Annotated in this window: 15 protein-coding genes; 10 read left to right on the top strand and 5 right to left on the bottom strand. The window is 71.8% G+C overall.

All coding sequences use genetic code 11. From position 1 onward, the window contains the following. Positions 1-852: a cytochrome c oxidase assembly protein gene (locus HUT10_RS21305; protein ID WP_176172837.1), complete on the top strand. Its 852-nt coding sequence runs from the start codon at positions 1-3 to the stop codon at positions 850-852. A gap of 5 nt (positions 853-857) precedes the next feature. Here the strand turns inward: HUT10_RS21305 and panB are convergent, their stop codons facing one another. Continuing rightward, complete coding sequence (gene panB, locus HUT10_RS21300; RefSeq protein ID WP_176172836.1) at positions 858-1721, bottom strand: 3-methyl-2-oxobutanoate hydroxymethyltransferase; 864 nt, start codon at positions 1719-1721, stop codon at positions 858-860. Between the two features lie 238 nt (positions 1722-1959). Between panB and lysX the strand changes: the two genes are divergently transcribed. The 3 genes from lysX to HUT10_RS21285 all read left to right on the top strand — a co-directional run bounded on the left by lysX (position 1960) and on the right by HUT10_RS21285 (position 6578). Further along, a complete protein-coding gene (gene lysX, locus HUT10_RS21295) occupies positions 1960-5283 on the top strand; it encodes a bifunctional lysylphosphatidylglycerol synthetase/lysine--tRNA ligase LysX (RefSeq protein WP_176172835.1) in 3324 nt (1107 codons plus the stop codon). A 63-nt stretch (positions 5284-5346) separates the two neighbouring features. Further along, positions 5347-5916 (top strand): hypothetical protein, encoded by a 570-nt coding sequence (locus HUT10_RS21290; protein ID WP_254896972.1) that lies wholly within the window; start codon positions 5347-5349, stop codon positions 5914-5916. Between the two features lie 71 nt (positions 5917-5987). Next, positions 5988-6578 carry a DinB family protein gene (locus HUT10_RS21285; protein ID WP_176172834.1) on the top strand — a complete coding sequence of 197 codons (591 nt, stop codon included), beginning with the start codon at positions 5988-5990 and terminating at the stop codon, positions 6576-6578. Between the two features lie 159 nt (positions 6579-6737). Here the strand turns inward: HUT10_RS21285 and HUT10_RS21280 are convergent, their stop codons facing one another. Further along, on the bottom strand, positions 6738-7271 hold the full coding sequence (locus HUT10_RS21280) for a methylated-DNA--[protein]-cysteine S-methyltransferase (protein ID WP_176172833.1): 534 nt from the start codon (positions 7269-7271) through the stop codon (positions 6738-6740). A gap of 86 nt (positions 7272-7357) precedes the next feature. Between HUT10_RS21280 and HUT10_RS21275 the strand changes: the two genes are divergently transcribed. Both HUT10_RS21275 and HUT10_RS21270 read left to right on the top strand, forming a co-directional pair. After that, positions 7358-8695 (top strand): S8 family serine peptidase, encoded by a 1338-nt coding sequence (locus tag HUT10_RS21275; protein ID WP_254896971.1) that lies wholly within the window; start codon positions 7358-7360, stop codon positions 8693-8695. Between the two features lie 7 nt (positions 8696-8702). Beyond that, complete coding sequence (locus HUT10_RS21270; protein WP_176172832.1) at positions 8703-9317, top strand: VOC family protein; 615 nt, start codon at positions 8703-8705, stop codon at positions 9315-9317. Here the strand turns inward: HUT10_RS21270 and HUT10_RS21265 are convergent. Together HUT10_RS21265 and secA2 are read right to left on the bottom strand one after the other, a co-directional pair. Next, the gene (locus HUT10_RS21265; RefSeq protein ID WP_176172831.1) at positions 9314-11035 is read right to left on the bottom strand and encodes an NAD+ synthase; all 1722 of its coding nucleotides are present in this window, start codon (positions 11033-11035) and stop codon (positions 9314-9316) included. The two genes, HUT10_RS21270 and HUT10_RS21265, sit on opposite strands and share 4 nt — an antisense overlap. 103 nt (positions 11036-11138) lie before the next feature. After that, positions 11139-13478 (bottom strand): accessory Sec system translocase SecA2, encoded by a 2340-nt coding sequence (gene secA2 / locus HUT10_RS21260; protein ID WP_176172830.1) that lies wholly within the window; start codon positions 13476-13478, stop codon positions 11139-11141. A 155-nt stretch (positions 13479-13633) separates the two neighbouring features. On the opposite strand from secA2, the gene HUT10_RS21255 reads away from it, so the two are divergent. Beyond that, on the top strand, positions 13634-15190 hold the full coding sequence (locus HUT10_RS21255; protein ID WP_176177927.1) for an alpha/beta hydrolase: 1557 nt from the start codon (positions 13634-13636) through the stop codon (positions 15188-15190). On the opposite strand, the gene HUT10_RS21250 is transcribed toward HUT10_RS21255, so the two are convergent. Continuing rightward, complete coding sequence (locus HUT10_RS21250) at positions 15191-15805, bottom strand: LppX_LprAFG lipoprotein (RefSeq protein WP_176172829.1); 615 nt, start codon at positions 15803-15805, stop codon at positions 15191-15193. 87 nt (positions 15806-15892) lie between these two features. Here HUT10_RS21250 and HUT10_RS21245 point away from each other — a divergent pair, with 87 nt between their 5' ends. From HUT10_RS21245 to HUT10_RS21235, 3 genes are all read left to right on the top strand, one after another. Beyond that, the gene (locus HUT10_RS21245; protein ID WP_176172828.1) at positions 15893-17173 is read left to right on the top strand and encodes an MFS transporter; all 1281 of its coding nucleotides are present in this window, start codon (positions 15893-15895) and stop codon (positions 17171-17173) included. Positions 17174-17234: 61 nt separating this feature from the next. Continuing rightward, positions 17235-18578, top strand: coding sequence for a type I glutamate--ammonia ligase (glnA, locus tag HUT10_RS21240; protein WP_176172827.1), 1344 nt, complete (start codon positions 17235-17237; stop codon positions 18576-18578). Then, positions 18578-20134, top strand: a complete 1557-nt coding sequence (locus tag HUT10_RS21235; RefSeq protein WP_176172826.1) for an amidase — start codon at positions 18578-18580, stop codon at positions 20132-20134. Before glnA ends, HUT10_RS21235 begins: the two co-directional genes overlap by 1 nt. Positions 20135-20392: the final 258 nt, after the last annotated feature.

The following is a 20392-nucleotide window of genomic DNA, read 5'->3' as shown; positions in this document are numbered from 1 at the left end:
ATGCCGCTGACGTTCGACGCTCCGGCGGTCCTCGGCGTGCTCTCCGCGGGCACGCTGTACGTCCTCGGCGCCCGCGGCCGCGGCTGGCCACCGGGCCGCACCACGGCGTTCCTCGCCGGGCTCGCGACCGTCCTGGTGGTCACCTGCTCGCCCCTGGCGGTTTACGACCGGACGTTCTTCTGGGTCCGCGCGGTCCAGACGGTCACGCTGCTGATGATCACGCCGCTGCTGCTGGCGCTGGGCTCGCCCATCCGGCTGCTGCTGGCCGGCTTCCCGCGAGCGGGATGGCTGCGCCGGCACGGCCGCGGTCCGCTGGCCCGCGCGCTGACGTTCCCGCCGGTCGTCACGGTCGTCCTGATCGCCCCGGTGCTCGTGCTCTACCTGACCCCGCTGTACGACCTCACGCTGCGCTCGGCCGTCGTCGACGGCCTGGTCCGGCTGGTGCTCCTGCTGGCAGGCTTCACGTACTTCTGGACGCGACTGGGCCTCGACCCGACACCCCGGGAGGACCCGCACCTGGTCTCGGTGTGGATCGCCTTCGCCGAGGTGATCTTCGACGGCGCGCTCGGCCTGGTGCTGTGGCTCGGGCCGCTGCTCGCCCCGGCGCACTACGCGGCCGCGCACCCCGGGTGGGGCCCCGACCCGCGGACCGACCAGATCATCGGCGCGGGCGTGCTGTGGATCGGCGGCGACGTCGCCGGCCTGCCGTTCGTCGTCGCGTTGTTCGTGCGGTGGGCCCGCGACGACGAACGGCGGGCGAAGCAGATCGACGGCCAGCTGGACGAGGCGCCGCCGACCGGCCTGTGGTGGGAGAACGACCCGGCGCTCGCGGAACGGTTCAAGCGCCGGTGACGCGCTCAGTCGTGGAACGCGTGCTCCGGCGCCGGGAACTCCCCGCGCCGGACGTCCTCGGCGAACGCCGTGGCCGCGTCCTGCAGCACCGTGGCGACGTCGGCGTAGCGCTTGACGAACCGCGGCGCCTTGCCCCGCCGCAGCCCGGCCATGTCCTGCCAGACGAGCACCTGCGCGTCGCAGTCCGGGCCGGCGCCGATGCCGACCGTCGGGATCTTCAGCTCCGCCGTGACGCGCTTGGCGGCCTCGGCGGGCACCATCTCCATCACCACCGCGAACGCCCCGGCCTCCTGCAGCGCCAGCGCGTCGGCGAGCAGCACGTCCGCCGCTTCGCCGCGCCCCTGCACCCGGTAGCCGCCGAGGTTGTGTTCACTCTGCGGGGTGAAGCCGATGTGGCCCATCACCGGCACGCCGGCCGAGGTCAGCGCCTCGACGTGCGCGGCGAACCGCCGTCCGCCTTCGAGCTTGACGGCGTGCGCGCGGCCCTCTTTCATGAACCGCACCGAGGTTTCCAGCGCCTGCTGCGGCGAGAGCTGGTAGGAGCCGAACGGCAGGTCGGCGACCACGAGGGCCCGCTTGACCGACCGGGTGACCGCCCGGACCAGCGGCAGCAGCTCGTCGACCGTCACCGGCAGCGAGGTGTCGTAGCCGAAGACGTTGTTGGCCGCGGAGTCGCCGACGAGCAGCACGGGGATACCGGCCTCGTCGAACAGCGCGGCGGTGTACATGTCGTAGGCGGTGAGCATGGGCCACGGTTCGCCGCGTTCCTTGAGCTCACGCAGTTGGTGGACGCGGACCTTCCGGCCCGGCGCCGGCTTGGCGGCGGGTCCGGTGCCGTAGGGGGCGGGTTCTTCGGCGCTGGCAGACATCGTCGTCGACCGTCCTTCCCTCGAGGCCTCGGTGAGGTCCCCGGGTCGTGGAGCAGAGGCGTCTCACAGAGTGACACGGCCCGGTACCGGTCCCAACCGCCTGCGACCAGCTTCACACCCCCGAGGACGACGGCCCGTCAGCCTTCAGGTTGATGTCCGGGGACAACCAAGGCGGGTTCACTTACGTCAAGAAGAGGGCATGACCACCGATCGGCCGTGAAAGGCGACGAAACCACCCATGGGAAACCTCGCGAGCTCGCGCCGTCGGCTCCCCGCCTGGAAGGCGAAGGCGGGCGGCATCGTCGCGACCGTGGTCCAGCTGGCCGCGGTGTTCTCGGTGATCCTGCTGCTGACCGGCGGCGCGCACGGCCGCCTGCTCAACGGCATCGACATGGCCTTCTCCGGACTGAGCGTGCCGACCAGCGAGAGCCTGGTCATGGTGCTGCTGCTGGTCGTGCTCGGGGGCGCCCTGCGCCGCCGCAAGAAGGCCGCGCTGTACACGCTGGTGCTGTTCCAGGTCGGCGGCCTGCTGCTCACCCTCGGGCTGCAGGCGACGCTGCTGTGGTCACCCGAACTGCTGACGCTCGGCCCCAAGCAGGTCCGGCACATCCCCGCCCAGCTGTGGGTGCTGACCCTCGCCGACGTCGTTTCGATCGGCCTGATCGTGTTGCTGCTCGCGCTGCGCCCGGCGTTCCCGGCCCGGCTCGCGCCGAGCGCCTGGCGTGACGGCCTGAGCATGCTCTTCGGCGGTTTCGCCGTGGTCATCCTGGTCGGCTGGGGGCTCGCCGAGGCGTTCCCCGGCCACCTCGGCGACACGTGGGAGCGCTTCGCCTGGGTCGTCAACCACGCCACCGGTGAGAACCTGCAGCTGCGCCGGATCGGCGTCGGCGAGGGCCCCGGCTGGCTGGACCTCTTCCTCGACCTCAGCGCGACCGCGGTCGCCACCGCGGCGCTGTACCTGCTCTTCCGCGGGGTGCGCAGCCGCGCCCTGCGCACCGACGAAGACGAGCTCCGCCTGCGCCGGCTGCTCGCCGAGCACGGCGAGGACGACTCCCTCGGCTACTTCGCCACCCGGCGCGACAAGAGCGTCGTCTTCGCGCCGAACGGCCGCGCGGCGGTCACCTACCGCGTCCTCGGCGGCACCAGCGTCGCCAGCGCCGACCCGGTCGGCGACCCGGAGGCCTGGCCCGACGCGGTCCGCGCGTGGCTCGACGAGACGCGCACGTACGGCTGGACCCCGGGCGTGCTCGGGGCGAGCGAGCGCGGCGCGAAGGCGTACACCGGGGCGGGCCTGCGCGCGCTGGAGATCGGCGACGAAGCCGTGCTCGACGTCCGCGAGTTCAGCCTGGCCGGGCCGGAGCGGCGGTCGGTGCGCCAGGCCGTCAAGCGCATCCAGCGGGCCGGGTACACCTCGCGCGTGCGCCGCCACGGCGAGATCCCCGACGCCGAGATGACCGAACTGCTCTGGCGGGCCCAGGCCTGGCGCGGCGCGGAGACCGAGCGCGGCTTCTCGATGGCGCTGGGTCGCCTCGGCGACGCCAGTGACGGCCGCAGCGTGATGGTCGAGGCCTACGACGCCCACGGCGACCTGCGCGGGCTGCTGTCCTTCGTCCCGTGGGGCCGCCGCGGGCTCTCGCTGGACCTCATGCGCCGCGACCGCGACGCCGAGAACGGCCTCAACGAGTACATGATCGCCGAGACCGTCGCGGCCGCGCAGCACCTCGGCGCGCAGCGGATTTCGCTCAACTTCGCGATGTTCCGCGCGGTGTTCTCCGAGGGCGAGCGGATCGGCGCGGGCCCGGTGCTGCGGGCCTGGCGCGGGATCCTGAGCGTGTTCTCCCGGTTCTTCCAGCTGGAGTCGCTGTACCGGTCCAACGCCAAGTACGGGCCGGACTGGGAGCCGCGGTTCCTCTGCTACTCCTCGGCCCGGCGGCTGCCGCGCGTGGGCATCGTGGCGGGCGCGCTCGAAGGGTTCGTCCCGACCGGACGGGCGCGGTCGCTGCGGCTGGAGACGGTCAGCCCGGAGTTCGTCGCCCGGGTCAGGGAGATCGAGGAGTCGGCGGCGGCACCGGCCCCGAAGACCGTGCGGCGGCCCGAGCAGGTCCGCGTCCGCATCGCCAAGCTCGACAAGCTGCGCGAGGCGGGCATCGACCCGTACCCGGTCGGGTTCCGGCGCGACGACCACATCGGCGACGTCGTCCGGAAGTTCGCCGGCCTGGCCCCGGACACCACCACCGGGCACCGGGTCCGGATCGCCGGGCGGGTGCTGAACCTGCGCATTCTCGGTGGCCTGTGCTTCGCCCGGGTCAAGGACTTCAGCGGCGAGATCCAGCTGATGCTGGAGGCGGGCGAGCTGGACCTCGACCGCTGGCGCACCGGCGTCGACCTCGGCGACCACGTCGGCGTCGCTGGCCAGGTCGTGACGTCCAAGCGGGGCGAGCTCTCGGTGCTCGTCGACGAGTGGACGGTCACCGCGAAGTGCCTGCACCCGTTGCCGGACAAGCGGAAGGGCCTCACCGACCCGGAGACGCGGGTCCGCCAGCGCTACCTCGACCTGGCGGTCAACCCGGACTCGACGAACATGCTGCGGCTGCGCTCGACCGTCGTCCGCGCGGTGCGCGAACGCCTGCACCACGCCGACTACCTCGAAGTCGAGACGCCGATGCTGCAGACGGTCCACGGCGGTGCCAACGCCCGGCCGTTCGTCACCCACATCAACGCCTACGACATGCGGATGTACCTGCGCATCGCGCCCGAGCTGTACCTCAAGCGGCTGTGCGTGGCGGGCGTCGAGCGCGTCTTCGAGCTCAACCGCAACTTCCGCAACGAAGGCGTCGACGCCACGCACAACCCCGAGTTCACGATGCTCGAGGCGTACCAGGCGTACGCGGACTACGACACGATGCGGACGCTGACCCGCGAGCTCGTGCAGCACGCGGCCGAAGCGGCGTACGGCGCCCAGGTCGTGCGGCGGCCGGACGCGGACGGGCGGGTCGTCGAGCACGACATCTCCGGCGACTGGCCGGTCGTCCCGGTGCACGAAGCCGTGTCGGCGGTCTTCGGCGAACAGATCGACTCGGGGACGCCGGTGGCCGACCTGCGCCGCCTGTGCGCGGCCGCCGGCGTGCCGGTGGGGGAGGACCCGAGCCACGGCGACCTGGTGCTCAAGGCCTTCGAGCACCTCGTCGAGGGCGCGACCGTACTGCCGACCTTCTACACCGACTACCCGACCGACGTCTCGCCGCTGACCCGCCAGCACCGGGCGGACCCGCGGCTGGCCGAGCGCTGGGACCTGATCGCGTTCGGCTCCGAGGTCGGCACGGCCTACACCGAGCTGACCGACCCGATCGAGCAGCGCCGACGGCTCGAGGCGCAGTCGCTGCGCGCGGCCAGCGGCGACGTCGAAGCGATGGAACTGGACGAGGACTTCCTGCTCGCCCTGGAGCACGGCATGCCGCCGACCGGCGGGCTCGGGCTCGGCGTCGACCGGCTGCTGATGATGCTGACCGGCGCGTCGATCCGCCAGACGGTCCTGTTCCCCTTCGTCCGGCCACAGGCGTAACGACTAGGTGGACCTGGTCACCGCGACGGGCCTGGACGCGGCTCGTCGCTTACGCTCTGCCTCGTGCGCACGGCTCGGATCGCCTCGGCCCTCCTGATGGGACTGGCCGTCCTCGGGTATTCGGGCTGGCTGCTGGAGTTCTTCCTGCCCACCGGCGTCTCCCCGGTGCGGGACCCGGTCGAGGCGCTGCTGGTGACCGGGCCGCCGGTGTTCCGCGTCCTGCTCGCCGTCTCCGGGGTCGCGTTCGTGCTCGCCGGGCCACCGCTGCACCGGCTCGGGCCGGTCCAGTGGTCGGCGCGGCTCAGCTCGATCTCGGTGAGCGCGTTCGGCGTGCTCGTGCTGGTGCAGGCCGCCTACCCCGAGCGCAGCGACGTGCTGTCGCCGCTGCTCAGCGTCGTCCTGGTGGCCGGGGTGATCAGCCTGATCCTGTGGTGGCCGCCGGGCTGGCGCGCGCTCGCGGTCACCGGGCTGATCCTGGTGCTGGCGACCTGGCTGGCCGTGGTGCTCGCCCGGCAGTTCGACACCTGCGAAGGCGTCTTCACGCGGCTCCAGCTGCTGGTCCGCGCGGCCCTGTACGGCACCGGCGGGGTGTACGCCTTCGTCAAGCCGGCCCCGCGGCACGCACACCGGTAGCGGCATCCGCCCGAAATTGTCGGTGGTGGGTGGCACGATCGCCGCAAGTGATTCCGAGCGGAAGGATCGACATGGCTGGGAACGTGCGCCCGGTGGCCGACGAGCGTGACGGGCTGCTGAGCTTCCTGGAGCAACAGCGGTACGTCCTCAAACTGGCGGCCCACGGGCTGACCGACGAGCAGGCGAGGCTCGCCTCGACGAAGAGCACGCTGTCGGTGGGCGGGCTGATCAAGCACGTCGCGAGCACCGAGTACGGCTGGATGGACACGGTGCTGCAGGTGCCGCAGAAGCCGTTCGCGGAGGCGATGGCGGAGTACGAGGACGCCCACCGCCTGCGCGAGGACGAGACCCTGGCGGGCGTGCTGGCCCGCTACGACGAGGTGGCCGCGCGCACGGCCGAGGTGATCGCGGGCATCGACGACCTCGGCAAGCCGGTCCCGGTGCCGAAGGGCGTCCCGTGGTTCCCGCAGGACGTCGAGGCGTGGTCGGTCCGCTGGGTCCTGCTCCACCTGATCCAGGAGACGGCCCGCCACGCGGGCCACGCGGACATCATCCGCGAGCACATCGACGGCGGCACGGCCTTCCCCCTGATGGCCGCGGCCGAGGGCTGGCCCGAGTCCCCCTGGATCAAGCCCTGGACCCCCCAGTCCCAACCCGCCTGACCCCCCCGACCCTTCAGGCACGCGAGTCGTCCATCCAGGTACGCGAGTCGTCCCCTCAATCACGCGAGTCGACCCTTCAATCACGCATGATGCCCCTCCAATCACGCGTGATGCCTGCCCAGTCACGCGTGATGCCCCGCCGAGCACAGCGAAGGAGGTCTAAAACAGCGTCGGCTCGTCCGCCAGCGCGCCCTCGATCACGAGCATCCGGCGTTTGGTCCCGACACCGCCGCGCGCCGAGAACCCGCCGTCCTTGCCGCCGGCCGCCAGAACCCGGTGGCAGGGAACGATGATCGGGAACGGGTTGTGCCCCATCGCCTGCCCGACGGCCTGGGCCGAGCCCGGCTGCCCGAGCCGGTGGGCGATGTCGCCGTAGGTCAGGGTCTTGCCCGGCGGGATCGTCCGGGCCACCTCGTACGCGCGCCGGTTGAACTCCGGCACGCCCGAGAAGTCCAGCGGCACCGAGGCCAGGTCCTGACGCGTCCCGCCCAGCAACGCCACGATCCCGGCCACGGCCTCCCGCACCGGCGCCGGCGGCGTCCCCTCGACGGCGTCCGGGAACCGCCGGAGCAGCCACGCCCGGGTCCGCTCCGGGCTGCCCTCGGGCAGCGACGTCCCGATCACGACGTCGCCGCGCCAGGCGAGCCCGCACGCGCCGATCGCCGTCTCGAACACCGTGAACCCCGTCGTCATGGCGTCCAGCCTACGACCGAAGAGGGGTACCGCCCCGCCGCGAATGATCGCTAAGTTCGGTTTGGGCGATTTCGAGGAGGACACGCGTGCGGCGAATCATCCTGGCCACGGTGCTGCTGTTGGGCTTGCTCGCGACGCCGGCGGCCGCCGACCCGCTGGTCATGCCGCACGTCGTCGTCGCGCACCACACGGGCTGGGCCGAATTCGCCGTCCGGAAAGCCGGTGGCACGGTCGTCGCGAGCTACCCGCAGATCGGCGTCGTCGTCGCGTACACCGCGAAGGACGACTTCGCGGCGAAGCTCCGGAAAACGCCGGGCATCGACGCCGTCGGCGCGACGCGCACCGCGAAGATCCCGAGAGAGTTCTTCGCGCCCCGCAAGGACCTTCGCTACACCGGGCCGAATTCGCCGAACTCCGGTCAGGTCCCGCCGGAGGGCACGGCGTGGGACGTCCCGGCGCTGCACCTGCCCGAAGCGCACCAGGTCACCGACGGCAGCCGGCGCACGGTCGTCGGTGTCCTCGACGTCGGCGTCGACGACACCCACCCGGAGCTGAAACCGGCGTTCGACCGGGCGAACTCCGTCTCCTGCCTGTCCGGTTGGCCCGACCGCGGCCCCGGAGCCTGGCGGCCGACGCTCGACGGCCACGGAACGCACGTCGCGGGCACGATCGCCGCGGCCCGCAACGGATCCGGCGTCGTCGGCGTCGCCCCCGGCGTCAAGATCGCCGCGGTCAAGCTCGCCGAACTCGACGACACCGAGACGGCCGAGAGCATGGTCTGCGGGTTCGTCTGGGCCGCCGAGCACGGCTTCGCGGTGGCGAGCAACAGCTATCGCTCGATCCCGTGGCGCTACAACTGCGATGACCAGCCGGACCAGGCCGCAGCGAAGCTCGCCGTCGGCCGGGCGGTCGCGTACGCCCAGCGCCGGAACGTCCTCGTCGTCGCCTCCGCCGGCAACGCCGGGATCAACCTCGACACCCGCTCGGTGGACAAGGAAAGCCCGGCCGACAGCACGCCGGTGGAGCGCCGGATCGACCCGACCTGCACCCGGCTGCCGCACGAGCTGCCCGGCGTCGTCGGCACCGGCGCACTCGACGAAAAGCTCGTCAAGGCGAGCTTCTCCAACTACTCGGCGTCCCGGATCAGCCTCGCCGCGCCCGGCGCGCGCGTCTGGTCGACCTGGCCGAACGGCGAATACCGGTCCGCGAGCGGGACGTCGATGGCCGCCCCGCACGTCAGCGGCGTCGCCGCCCTGATCGCGAGCGAGCACCCGCACTGGAGCGCCGAGCGCATCAAACGCGCCCTCTTCGCCACGGCGACGTCGCTCCCGTGTCCCGACACCGTCTGTCAGCCGGCACCGAACGGGACGACCTACTACGGCCACGGCGTGGTCGATGCGGCGCGGGCCGTCGGCGCGGGATGATGGGACCGTGCTCGATCACCTCGTCTACGCCGGCCCGGACCTCGCCGACGCCGTCGCCCGGGTCGCCGCCCTCACCGGCGTCACGCCCGCGCCCGGCGGTCGCCACGTCGGCGTCGGCACCGCCAACCACCTCGCCGACCTCGGCGCGGGCATGTACCTGGAGGTCATCGGCCCGGACCCGGAGCAACCGGACCCGGAAGCGCCCCGGCCGTTCGGCATCGACGAGCTGACCGAGCCGGCGCTGGTCGCCTGGGCCGTCCGCACGACGGACATCGACTCGACGATCGCGAAGGCCCGCGCCCACGGCTTCGACCCGGGCGACGCGACGGAGATGTCCCGCGAAACCGGCGACGGCGAAACGCTGCACTGGCGCCTGACCCCGCCGAGCGCCCCGGGCACCCTGCGCCCGTTCCTCATCGACTGGGGCAGCACCCCGCACCCGACCACGCGCGGCCTGCCGAAGATCCCGCTCCTGATGGTGACGGCCGCCCACCCCGACCCGGCATCCGTCCACACGGCGACGGACGCGCTCGGCCTGGAGTTCCTGGTGCGCCGCGCGGAGAAAGCCGGCCTGACGGCGGCCCTCCGTACTCCGGACGGCCGCCAGGTCGCGTTGAGCTAGGCCTTGCCCTCGCGCCACAGGTTGGTCATCGGCAGCCGCCGGTCGCGGCCGAACGCCTTGAACGTGATCTTCGTGCCCGGCGGGTACTGGCGCCGCTTGTACTCGGCCTTGTCGACCATCCGCACCACGCGGTCGATGGTCTCCGGGTCGAAGCCCGCGGACACCAGGTCCGCGTACCCGCGGTCGCCCTCGACGTAGTCGTCGAGGATGTCGTCCAGCAGCGCGTAGTCCGGCAGCGAGTCGGTGTCCACCTGGCCCGGCCGCAGCTCGGCCGACGGCGGCTTGGTGATCGAGTTCTCCGGGATCGGCGGGGTCTCGCCGTTCTTCACCGCTTCGGCGTTGCGCCACCGCGCCAGCTGCCACACGTGCGTCTTGAACACGTCCTTGATCGGGGCGAACGCGCCGACCGCGTCGCCGTAGATCGTCGAGTACCCGACGGCGAGCTCGGTCTTGTTGCCGGTGGCCAGCACCAGGTGACCGTCCAGGTTGGACAGTGCCATGAGCAGCATGCCCCGCGTGCGCGCCTGGATGTTCTCCTCGGCCAGGCCGGTCAGGGACAGCTGGTCGACGTACACCCGGACCATGTCCTCGACCGGCTCGACGCGGTAGTGCGCACCGATCCGCTCCGCCAGGTCGGCGGCGTCGTCCTTCGAGTGCCCCGACGAGTACTTCGACGGCATCGAGACGCCGTAGACGTTGTCGCCGCCCAGCGCGTCGGCGGCCAGCGCCGCGCAGACCGCCGAGTCGATGCCGCCGGAGAACCCGAACGTCACCGACGAGAACCCGTTCTTGTGCACGTAGTCCCGCAGCCCCACGACGAGCGCGTGCCACACCTCGGCCTCGTCGGACAGCGGCTCGCTGATCACCGGCTCGGCGGACGCCGGGTACGCCGGCAGCGGGTCCGCGCTCAGCACCCGGCGCCGGACGTGCAGGCCCTCGAGCTCGCCGTCGGCCGCGTGCCCGCCCGCAACCAGGTCCATGTCCAGCACGGACAGGTGTTCGACGAACTGGGGCGCACGGGCCAGCAGCGTCCCGTCCGCGCCGACGACGAGCGAGTCGCCGTCGAAAACGAGGTCGTCCTGGCCGCCGATCTGGTTGGTATAGACCAGCGGCGCGCCCGCTTCGGCCGCGCGCCGGGCGATCAGCGGCAGCCGCTGCTCGTCCTTCGACCGCTCGTACGGCGACGCGTTCGGCGCCACCACGAGGTCGACGCCGGCCCGGCCCAGCGCCGAGATCGGCCCGCCGTCCTGCCAGAGGTCCTCGCAGATGACCATGCCGATGTCGAGCCCGTGGAACCGGACGACGTCGAGCGTGGTGCCCGGCTTGAACCAGCGGTGCTCGTCGAAGACGCCGTAGTTGGGCAGGTGGTGCTTGAACTGCCGGGCGACGACCTCGCCGCGGTAGAGCGCCGCGGCGGCGTCACGCGGGCCGACCTCGTCGAGGTCGAGGTAGCCGATGTAGGTGAGCACTTCACCGCAGCCGGCTTCGTCGAGCCGGCGCGCCAGCGCCTCGACGCCCTGCCGCGAGGCGGCGGCGAAGGTCTTGCGCAGCGAGAGGTCCTCGATCGGGTAGCCGGTCAGGGACATCTCGGGGAAGACGACGACGTGCGCGCCGGCTTCGGCGGCCCGCCGCGTCCACTCGACGTGCAGCTCGGCGTTGCCGTCGAGGTCGCCGACGGTGGGGTTGACCTGGGCGAGCGCGATGCGCAGTTGCGGCATGCCGCCATTCTGTCCCACCGTCACCCGGAAGGCCGAGCGAATGTGGGGGAAATCGAAAGGCCCCCGCCCGGCGAACCGGACGGGGGCCTCCCGGGAACGGGAGCTACTTCCGCTTGATCATGCTGCGGACCTTCTTGATGGTCTGCTCGAAGTCCGAATCGAACGGGTTGTCGTGCACCAGGTAGGTCCACGTCGTGTTCGCGCGCCGGACGCCGGCGTCGCCGAGGTCGATGCCCTCGTCGGTCAGCTCGGCCTCTTCGAGCGTCTTCGCCGCCCGGGAGTCGGCCTCGCCGATGATCTTGTGGAACTCCGGGATCGCCGCGCGGTGGAACTCGTCCAGCGGCGTCTCCCGGGCCAGGGCGCGCAGGTGGATGCTTTCCCGGACGTCGGTCAGGTACGCCAGGTGGTCCGACCACAGCTGGTCGATGTGGAACAGCAGCACCTCGCGGCACACCTGCTCCAGCTTGTCCCGGTCGTCGAGCTTCGCCTCGAGCTCGCTGAACTTCTCCGGGTGCGCCTTCTCCAGCACCTCCGCCGCGTACGCGGTGCGAAGCACCTTGTCGCGGTGCACCAGCAGGTCACGCCGCTGCCGCTCGATCAGCCGCGTGTAGCGCCAGGTGTTGCGGTGGATCTCCAGGTCGACACCTTCGGCGACGCGCTGGGCGTGGTTGAGCTGCCGCAGGGCCGCCGGGTCCTTGATCTCGCCGGTCTCCTCGTCGTCGACGATGCCCTCGGGGATGTCCGGCGCGTTCGACAGCACGAGCTCGTCGTTCAGGCTCGCGAAGAAGATCGCGCTGCCCGGGTCGCCCTGGCGGCCGGAGCGGCCGCGCAGCTGGCCGTCGAGCCGGCTCGACGGGTACCGCGCGGTGCCGATGACGTGCAGCCCGCCGAGCTCGACGACCTCGTCGCGGGTGGCGCCGTCGGTGCCGCCCAGCCGGATGTCGGTACCGCGGCCTGCCATCTGGGTGGACACGGTGACCGCGCCCTTCTTGCCGGCCTCGGCGATGATCGCGGCCTCTTCGGCGTCGTTGCGCGCGTTGAGCACGACGCACTCGAGGTCGACCTTCGCCAGCTTCTCGGCCAGCTCTTCGGACTCGGCGACGTCCTGGGTGCCGACGAGGATCGGCCGCCCGGTCTCGTGCACCGTGCGGATCTCCTCCTCGATCGCCCGCAGCTTCTGCGACGGCGAAGCGAAGACCCGGTCTTCGAGGTCCTCGCGGATGTTCGGGGTGTTCGGCGGGATGACCGCGACCTCGAGCTCGTAGAACTCCCGCAGCTGCTCGGCGACGGCGACCGCGGTACCGGTCATGCCTGCGACCTCCGGGTACCGCGCGAGCAGCGCCTGGACGGTGATCGAGTCCAGGATTTCGCCGCGGTCGGTCGCGGTGACCTGCTCCTTCGCCTCGACGGCGGCCTGGAGGCCGTCCGGCCAGCGCTGCAGCTCGGCGACGCGGCCGCGGGCGGCGTTGATCAGCTGGACCTTGCCGTCGCGGACCAGGTAGTCGACGTCGCGGGTGAGCAGCGCGTGGGCGTGCAGGGCGACGTTCACGGCGGCCAGCCGGTCCGACGCCTGCTCGTTGAACAGGTCGTCGACCTCGAGGCCGAGCGACTTCGCGACGACGGACGAGCCGGCGTCGGTCAGCCAGGCGTTGCGGCCTTCGCTGTCGGTCTCGTAGTGCAGGTTGAGCCGCAGCCGCCGGACGATCTTGGCGACCTCCTCGTCGGCGTCGCTGCGGTCGATCGAGCCGGCCATCACCAGCGGGACGCGGGCCTCGTCGACCAGCACCGAGTCCGCCTCGTCGACGATCGCCACCTCCGGGTCGGGCTGGACGAGGTCGCCGACCGAAGTCACCAGCCGGTCCCGCAGCACGTCGAAGCCGATCTCGGCGACCGCGCCGTACGTGACGTCCTTGGCGTACGCCTCGCGACGCTCTTCGCGCGAGTGCGACGGCTCGACCCAGCCGACCGACACGCCGAGCAGGGCGTACACCGGGCCCATCCACTCCGCGTCGCGGCGGGCGAGGTAGTCGTTGACCGTGACGACGTGAACGCGCTTTCCGCGGATGGCGTACCCGGCCGCGGCCAGCGCACCCGCGAGTGTCTTGCCCTCACCGGTCTCCATCTGCACGACGTGCTTGGTGAGCAGGCCCATCGTGCCCAGCACCTGCACGTCGAACGCGCGCTCGCCCAGCGCCCGCTTGGCGGCCTCGCGGCCCAGCGCGCAGACCTCGATCAGCTGCTCGTCGCCGAACGCGGTGTCCTTCAGCGTCTCGCGGAGCTTGCCCGCCCGCTCGGTCAGCTCCTCGTCGGAGAGCTTTTCGAGCTCGGGTTCGAGCTTCTCGACCGCGGGCAGCAGTGCTTCGTAGCGGGTCAGCTCGACGCTGCCCGGCCGCTGGATGATCCGGCGGAGCTTCTTGCCCACCCGGCTGATCAGTGCTGCCACCCCTGGTCTCCCGTTCTCTCTCGCTCGACCGGCCTCCACCACCCAACGCGGCGGTGGTGCATTCGAGTTCCGCGGCCGGATGGGACGATCCAACCGTGTTCCCTCATCCCAGCGCCAGGTCCCATCGTCGCCGGATCACCGCGATCGCGACGTCCGTGCTGCTCGCGGCCTCGCTGGCCGCGTGCACGTCCTCCGGCAAGACCGAGCCGCCCGCGCCGACCACCGAGTCGCACCCGCCGTCCGGGCCGGTGCCCGCCGGGCTGGAGCGGTTCTACGGCCAGAGCCTGAGCTGGGCCGACTGCGCACCTTACGCGACGTCGGAAGACGCGCGATCGGCGTTCCAGGCGAAAGACGTCCAGTGCGCGCGGCTGACCGTGCCGCTGGACTACGCGAAGCCGGCGGGGGACACGATCACCCTGGGCCTGCTCCGCCGCAAGGCGACCGGCGAGAAGATCGGGTCGCTGGTGGTCAACCCGGGCGGCCCCGGCGCGTCGGGCATGGTCGCCGCCGCGGGGCTGGGCAAGCCGGTGACCAGCACCGGCCTCGGCAAGCGCTTCGACCTGGTCGGATTCGACCCGCGGGGGATCGGCGCGAGCCAGCCTGCCATCCACTGCCTGACCGATCGGGAGCGGGACGCCGACCGCGCCGACGACAGCGAGACCGACGGCTCGCCGGCCGGCGTGCTCAAGCAGGAATCGCAGGAAAAGGACTTCGCCGCCAAGTGCGCCCAGCGCACCGACGACGGCACCGGGATGCTCGCCAACGTCGGCACCCGCGACGTCGTGAAGGACCTGGACGTGCTCCGCTCGGTCCTCGGCGACGAAAAGCTCACCTATCTGGGCTACTCCTACGGCACCCGGATCGGGTCGGCCTACGCCGAGGCGTTCCCGAAGAACGTCCGCGCGATGGTCCTCGACGGCGCGGTCGACCCCGAGCAGGACGCCGTCGAGTCGCTGGTCGCGCAGGGCCAGGGCTTCGGCAAGGCGTTCACCGAGTTCGCGAAGTGGTGCAGCGCCCAGCAGGACTGCGCGCTCGGCCCCGACGCCGGTACCGCGGTCACGGCGTTCCAGCAGCTGGTCCGGCCCCTGATCGACTTCCCGGTGCCGGTCGGCGACGGCCGCAAGCTCTCCTACGAGGACGCCACCACCGGCGTCATCCAGGCGCTCTACCAGGAGAGCCTCTGGGACACCCTCAACAGCGGCCTCAACGAGCTGAAGCAGCAGCGCGGCGCGACCCTGGAGAAGCTCGCCGACATTTACAACGAGCGCGATTCGGACGGCAGGTACGGCACCACCCAGGACGCCTTCACGGCGATCCGCTGCGTCGACGACCCGCGCGTCACGGACCCGGCCGTCATCCTCAAGGCGCAGGAGGAGTACGTGAAGGTCGCGCCGTTCCTCGACGACGGCCGCCCGGCGTCGGCAGCTCGTGACGCGTGCGCGTTCTGGCCGGTGCCGAACACGTCCGAGCCGCACGTGCCGAACGTCGAAGGCCTGGCGAAGACGCTGGTCATCTCGACGACCAACGACCCGGCGACGCCGTACCAGGCCGGCGTCAACCTCGCGAAGGGCCTGAAGGGCGCGTTGCTCACCTACGAGGGCACCCAGCACACGGTGTTCCTGCAGGGCGTGAAGTGCGTGGACGAGGCGGGCACGGACTACCTGGTCGACGGCACGGTGCCGCCGGACGGCAAGCGGTGCTCGGGGCAGTAGCTAGGACTGCTGCTCGGTCAGCGACAGCTCGATCATCACCGGGCTGAGGTGGTTGTCCGGCGGCGGGATCTGGACCCAGAGGCGAGCGAAGCGCCGCGGCCCGCCGTCGTCGGCGACCCAGACCTTGACGTTGAGGTCGGCGTCGACGGCGGCGAGCACGCTGTGCGCCACCGCGGCGGGCACCCGCCCGGCAACCCGTAGCGCGGGTGCGCCGTCGACGTTCTCGCGGCCCTCGGTCTTGGCGTCGGTCACGCCGTCGAGCAGCCGCTTCAGCCCGCCTTGCGGGCCGAGGAACGCGGTGACCGGGTACGGCGGCTCCTGGCTGTCGTGCACGTCGAACGGGAACTTGGTGTGCCCGTCCCCGTCCTGGACGTCAGCGGTGCCGGTGGCGTGGCCGCCGTCGGCCAGGGTCGCGTCGCCCTCGATCTGGCGGAGCGGGAAGCCCGGCAGCACGCCGTTGACACCGGCGGCGAAGTGCACGCTCCGCACCGCGGCGAACGACGTCGCGGCCTCGCGGACGAGGTCGGCGCCCGCCGGGAACGGCCCGCGCGTGTCGGGTGACCCGGTGCAGCCGGCCGTCAGCAAGACCACGAGCAAGAGGGCGAGGCGGCGCATCCCCGAAGAGTACTGATGGCCTGAATCTTGCGCATGATGTCCTTCCGGCCACTTCCGCCGTCACGCGCGCGCGGTGAAACTGCCTGGGTGACCGTTGAGACCCGTCCTGCCCCGAAGCTGCACCGCGCGTGGCTGATCGCCGGCGCCGCCTTCGTCGCGCTGCTCGCCTCCGCCGGCTTCCGCGCCGCCCCCGGCGTCCTGATCGACCCGCTGCACGAAGAGTTCGGCTGGTCCCGCACCACCATCAGCTCGGCCGTCTCGGTGAACCTCGTGCTCTTCGGCCTCTTCGCGCCCTTCGCGGCCGCGTTGATGGAGCGGTTCGGCATCCGGCGCGTCTCGGCGACGGCGCTGACCGTGATCGCCCTCGGTGCGGGCGGCACGGTGTTCATGACCGCGAGCTGGCAGCTCGTGCTCTGCTGGGGCGTGCTGGTCGGGCTGGGCACCGGCTCGATGGCCATGGGTTTCGCCGCGATGGTGGCGACGCGGTGGTTCGTGCAGCGCCGCGGCGTCGTCACCGGTGTCCTGACCGCCGCGGGCGCCACCGGCCAGCTGATCTTCCTGCCGCTCATCGCCAACCTGGCCGTGACGTCGGGGTGGCGGACGGCGTCGCTGGTCATCGCGATCGCCGCGCTCGCCGTCGTCCCGGTCGTGCTGCTGGTGATCCGCGACCACCCCGCCGACGTCGGCACCACGGCCTACGGCGCGCCCGCCGGCACCGAGGTCGCGCGGCCGGCGCCGAAGAGCGGCTCGGTCCGCCGCGCCCTGTCCGTGCTGGGCCAGGCCGCCCGCACCCGCACGTTCTGGCTGCTCGCCGTCGGCTTCGCGATCTGCGGCGCGACGACCAACGGCCTGGTCGGCACCCACTTCGTCCCGGCCGCGCACGACCACGGCATGCCGCAGACGACCGCGGCGAGCCTGCTCGCGCTGGTCGGTGTCTTCGACGTCGTCGGCACGATCTTCTCCGGCTGGCTCACCGACCGGATCGACCCGCGGGTCCTGCTGGGCGTCTACTACGCCCTGCGCGGGCTCTCCCTGGCGCTGCTGCCGCAGCTGTTCACCGACAGCGTGCAGCCGAGCATGTGGGCGTTCATCCTGTTCTACGGCCTCGACTGGGTGGCCACGGTCCCGCCGACCGTCGCTCTCTGCGTCCGCGCCTTCGGCGACGCCGGCCCGATCGTGTTCGGCTGGGTCTTCGCCTGCCACCAGCTCGGCGCCGCGTTCGCCGCGTCGGCCGCCGGCCTGGTCCGCGACCAGCTCGGGAACTACAACCTGGCCTGGTACTCCGCGGCCGTGCTGGCCGTCATCGCGTCGGTCGCTTCCCTGGCCATCACCCGTGCGAAGAAACCCGTCCCGGTACTCGCAACGTGACTTACGCGGCCACGGCGCGTCGTGAAACATGCCGTTAACACGCTGTGGTTAGGGTGCGGCCATGGATCGCCAGCAGGAATTCGTGCTCCGCACGCTCGAGGAGCGCGACATCCGTTTCGTCCGACTCTGGTTCACCGATGTGCTGGGGTTCCTCAAGTCCGTCGCGGTCGCGCCGGCCGAGCTCGAGGGCGCTTTCAACGACGGGATCGGCTTCGACGGCTCGGCCATCGAGGGCTTCGCGCGCGTCTACGAATCGGACATGGTCGCCAAGCCCGACCCGTCGACGTTCCAGGTCCTCCCCTGGGAGACCCCCGAGGGCGGCCCGTACTCGGCGCGCATGTTCTGCGACATCGCGATGCCCGACGGCTCACCGTCCTGGGCGGACCCGCGGCACGTGCTGCGCCGCCAGCTGTCGAAGGCGGCCGAAGCGGGCTTCACCTGCTACGTCCACCCCGAGATCGAGTTCTTCCTGCTCTCGACCATGCCCGACGACGGCAGCGAGCCGGAGCCCGCGGACAACGGCGGCTACTTCGACCAGGCCAGCCACGCCACCGCGACGCACTTCCGCCGGCACGCCATCGAGACGCTCGAAGCGATGGGCATCTCGGTCGAGTTCAGCCACCACGAAGGGGCACCGGGCCAGCAGGAGATCGACCTCCGCTACGCCGATGCGCTGACGATGGCCGACAACGTGATGACGTTCCGCTACGTCGTCAAGGAGGTCGCGCTGACCCAGGGCGTGCGCGCGACCTTCATGCCGAAGCCGTTCACCGACCAGCCCGGCTCGGGCATGCACACGCACGTCAGCCTGTTCGAGGGCGACCGGAACGCCTTCTACGACGCCGAGGACCCGCACGAGCTGTCGGAGACCGGCAAGGCCTTCGTCGCCGGCGTGCTGCACCACGCCAAGGAGATCTCCGCGGTCACGAACCAGTGGGTCAACTCCTACAAACGCCTGATCAGCGGCAGTGAAGCCCCGACGACCGTCTCGTGGGGCCGCGCGAACCGCTCGGCCCTCGTCCGGGTCCCGATGTATTCACCCGGAAAGGCGTCATCCCGCCGGGTGGAGATCCGTACCCTGGACTCGGCGTGCAACCCGTACCTGGCGTACTCGGTCATCCTGGCCGCCGGGCTCAAGGGGATCGAGAAGGGCTACGAGCTGCCGCCGCCCGCCGAGGACAACATCTGGCAGCTCAGCGACGCCGAGCGGCGCGCCGCCGGGTACTCGCAGCTGCCGCAGAACCTGGGAGAAGCGCTGTCGGAGATGGAGAAGTCCGAACTGCTGCCGGAAGCGCTCGGCGAGCACGTCTACGACTTCTTCCTCCGGAACAAGCGGGTGGAGTGGGACAACTACCGCAGCGCGGTCACCCCGTACGAACTCCGAACCCTCTTGCCGGTGCTCTGATGGGGCGGCGGCCGGTGTTCCTCGCGATCCTGGCCGCCGCACTCGTGCTCGTCCCCGCCGCGCCCGTCGCCGCGGCTCCTCCGCGGTTCGATCTCGACTCCGCCGACATCCCGGCGCTGCAGGCGCGGATGGCGTCGGGCCGGCTCTCCGCCGTGGGCCTGACCAGCACTTACCTCGACCGGATTCACCGGATCGACGGTAAGGTCAACGCGGTCCTGGCCCTCAACCCGGCCGCGCTCGCGCAGGCCGCGGCCAGTGACGCGCGACGTCGCTCGCACCACCTGCGTGGCCCGCTCGACGGCATCCCGGTGCTGGTCAAGGACAACGTCGACACGCGCGACCAGTGGACGACGGCCGGGTCGCGCGCCTTGCGCAGCCACCCGGCCGCGGACGCCACGTTGATCACCCGGCTGCGTGACGCCGGCGCGGTGATCCTCGGCAAGGCGAACCTCTCCGAATGGGCGAACTTCCGCGCCGCGAAGCCGACGTCCGGCTGGTCGGGTGTCGGCGGGCAGACGAACAACCCGTACGTCCTGGACCACAACCCGTGCGGGTCGTCCGCCGGGTCCGCGGCCGCGGTGGCGGCGTCGCTGGCCCAGGTGGCGATCGGCTCCGAGACCGACGGCTCGATCGTGTGCCCCGCGGGCATGACCGCGACGGTCGGCCACAAACCCAGCCTCGGCCTGGTCAGCCGCACCGGCGTGGTGCCGATCTCGGCCGAGCAGGACACCGCGGGCCCGATCGCCCGCAACGTCGTCGACGCGGCTTTGACGCTGTCGGTCCTGCAAGGTCGCGACCCCGCCGATCCGGCGACCGCGGAGTATCCGCGGAACCAGCCCGAGGACTACGCGAAGCTGCTCCGCCCGGGCGCGCTGCGTGGCGCGCGGATCGGCCTGTGGCGCCTGCCGGTGCTCGGCCCGGCGACCGACGCGATCATGACGTCGGCGCGGAACTCGCTGGTCAAGGCGGGTGCGACGGTCGTCGAAGTGACGTTGCCCTACCAGGCGAGGCTGGGGGAGCTGGAGTTCCCGGCCCTGCTGACCGAGTTCCACCGGGACATCGACGCGTACCTGGCGACCCGCCCGTCCGGGCCGCGGAACCTGGCCGAGCTGATCGCCTACAACCGCGCCGACCCGCTGGAGCGGACGTGCTTCGCCGGGCAGGAGCTGTTCGAGCAGGCACTGGCCGCGCCGCCGCCGACGGACCCGGGCTACCTCGCCGGCCGGGCGGAGCTTTCGGACCTCGCCCGCCGGTCGCTGGACGAGACCCTCTCCGCGCACCACCTGGACGCGATCGCGTCGCCGACCAACCCGCCGGCGTGGAAGACCGACTGCGCGGTGGGCGACAACGACGTGATCCCGTCGTCGACCCCGGCCGCGGTCGCCGGGTACCCGGACGTCACCGTGCCGGCCGGGTTTGCCGGACCTCTCCCCGTGGGCATCTCGTTCATGGGGGCGAGGTGGTCGGACGCGCGGATGCTGGCGTTGGCGGCGGACTTTTCGCGGGTGGCTCCGGCGCGGGTCCCGCCCCGGTACCTGCCCTCGCTGCCGTCGTAGCCGTCCGTAAGCACTCTGACCTGCGGCGATGCCGTTAAGTGACCCCCCTGTTTTGGCCCGGTTCCGGGGCATGTAATCTTCTCTTCGTCGCCAGGAACACCGGGTTACACCGGGGCCGCAAGCCCCAAGAGACCAGGCCGGGACGAGCGGGTTGACACCGCGGATCGGACCGGGTAATGTTCAGCGTCGGCCCACGAGCGGCCGCCGACCCCCTACGACTAAACCCGTAGGCTGAGGCATGCTCGACCAAAAGCTTGT

It is taken from the genome of Amycolatopsis sp. Hca4 (assembly GCF_013364075.1).
Classification (GTDB): domain Bacteria; phylum Actinomycetota; class Actinomycetes; order Mycobacteriales; family Pseudonocardiaceae; genus Amycolatopsis.
This window is presented reverse-complemented; position numbering and strand designations above follow the sequence as displayed.

Bases quoted from the DNA above. Each gene is read 5' to 3' on its own strand.
- panB (WP_176172836.1), bottom strand. From the start codon at position 1,721: ATGTCTGCCAGCGCCGAAGAACCCGCCCCCTACGGCACCGGACCCGCC.
- HUT10_RS21250 (WP_176172829.1), bottom strand. From the start codon at position 15,805: ATGCGCCGCCTCGCCCTCTTGCTCGTGGTCTTGCTGACGGCCGGCTGC.
- HUT10_RS21235 (WP_176172826.1), top strand. From the start codon at position 18,578: ATGGGGCGGCGGCCGGTGTTCCTCGCGATCCTGGCCGCCGCACTCGTG.
- HUT10_RS21305 (WP_176172837.1), top strand. From the start codon at position 1: ATGCCGCTGACGTTCGACGCTCCGGCGGTCCTCGGCGTGCTCTCCGCG.
- lysX (WP_176172835.1), top strand. From the start codon at position 1,960: ATGGGAAACCTCGCGAGCTCGCGCCGTCGGCTCCCCGCCTGGAAGGCG.
- glnA (WP_176172827.1), top strand. From the start codon at position 17,235: ATGGATCGCCAGCAGGAATTCGTGCTCCGCACGCTCGAGGAGCGCGAC.
- HUT10_RS21280 (WP_176172833.1), bottom strand. From the start codon at position 7,271: ATGACGACGGGGTTCACGGTGTTCGAGACGGCGATCGGCGCGTGCGGG.
- HUT10_RS21285 (WP_176172834.1), top strand. From the start codon at position 5,988: ATGGCTGGGAACGTGCGCCCGGTGGCCGACGAGCGTGACGGGCTGCTG.
- HUT10_RS21265 (WP_176172831.1), bottom strand. From the start codon at position 11,035: ATGCCGCAACTGCGCATCGCGCTCGCCCAGGTCAACCCCACCGTCGGC.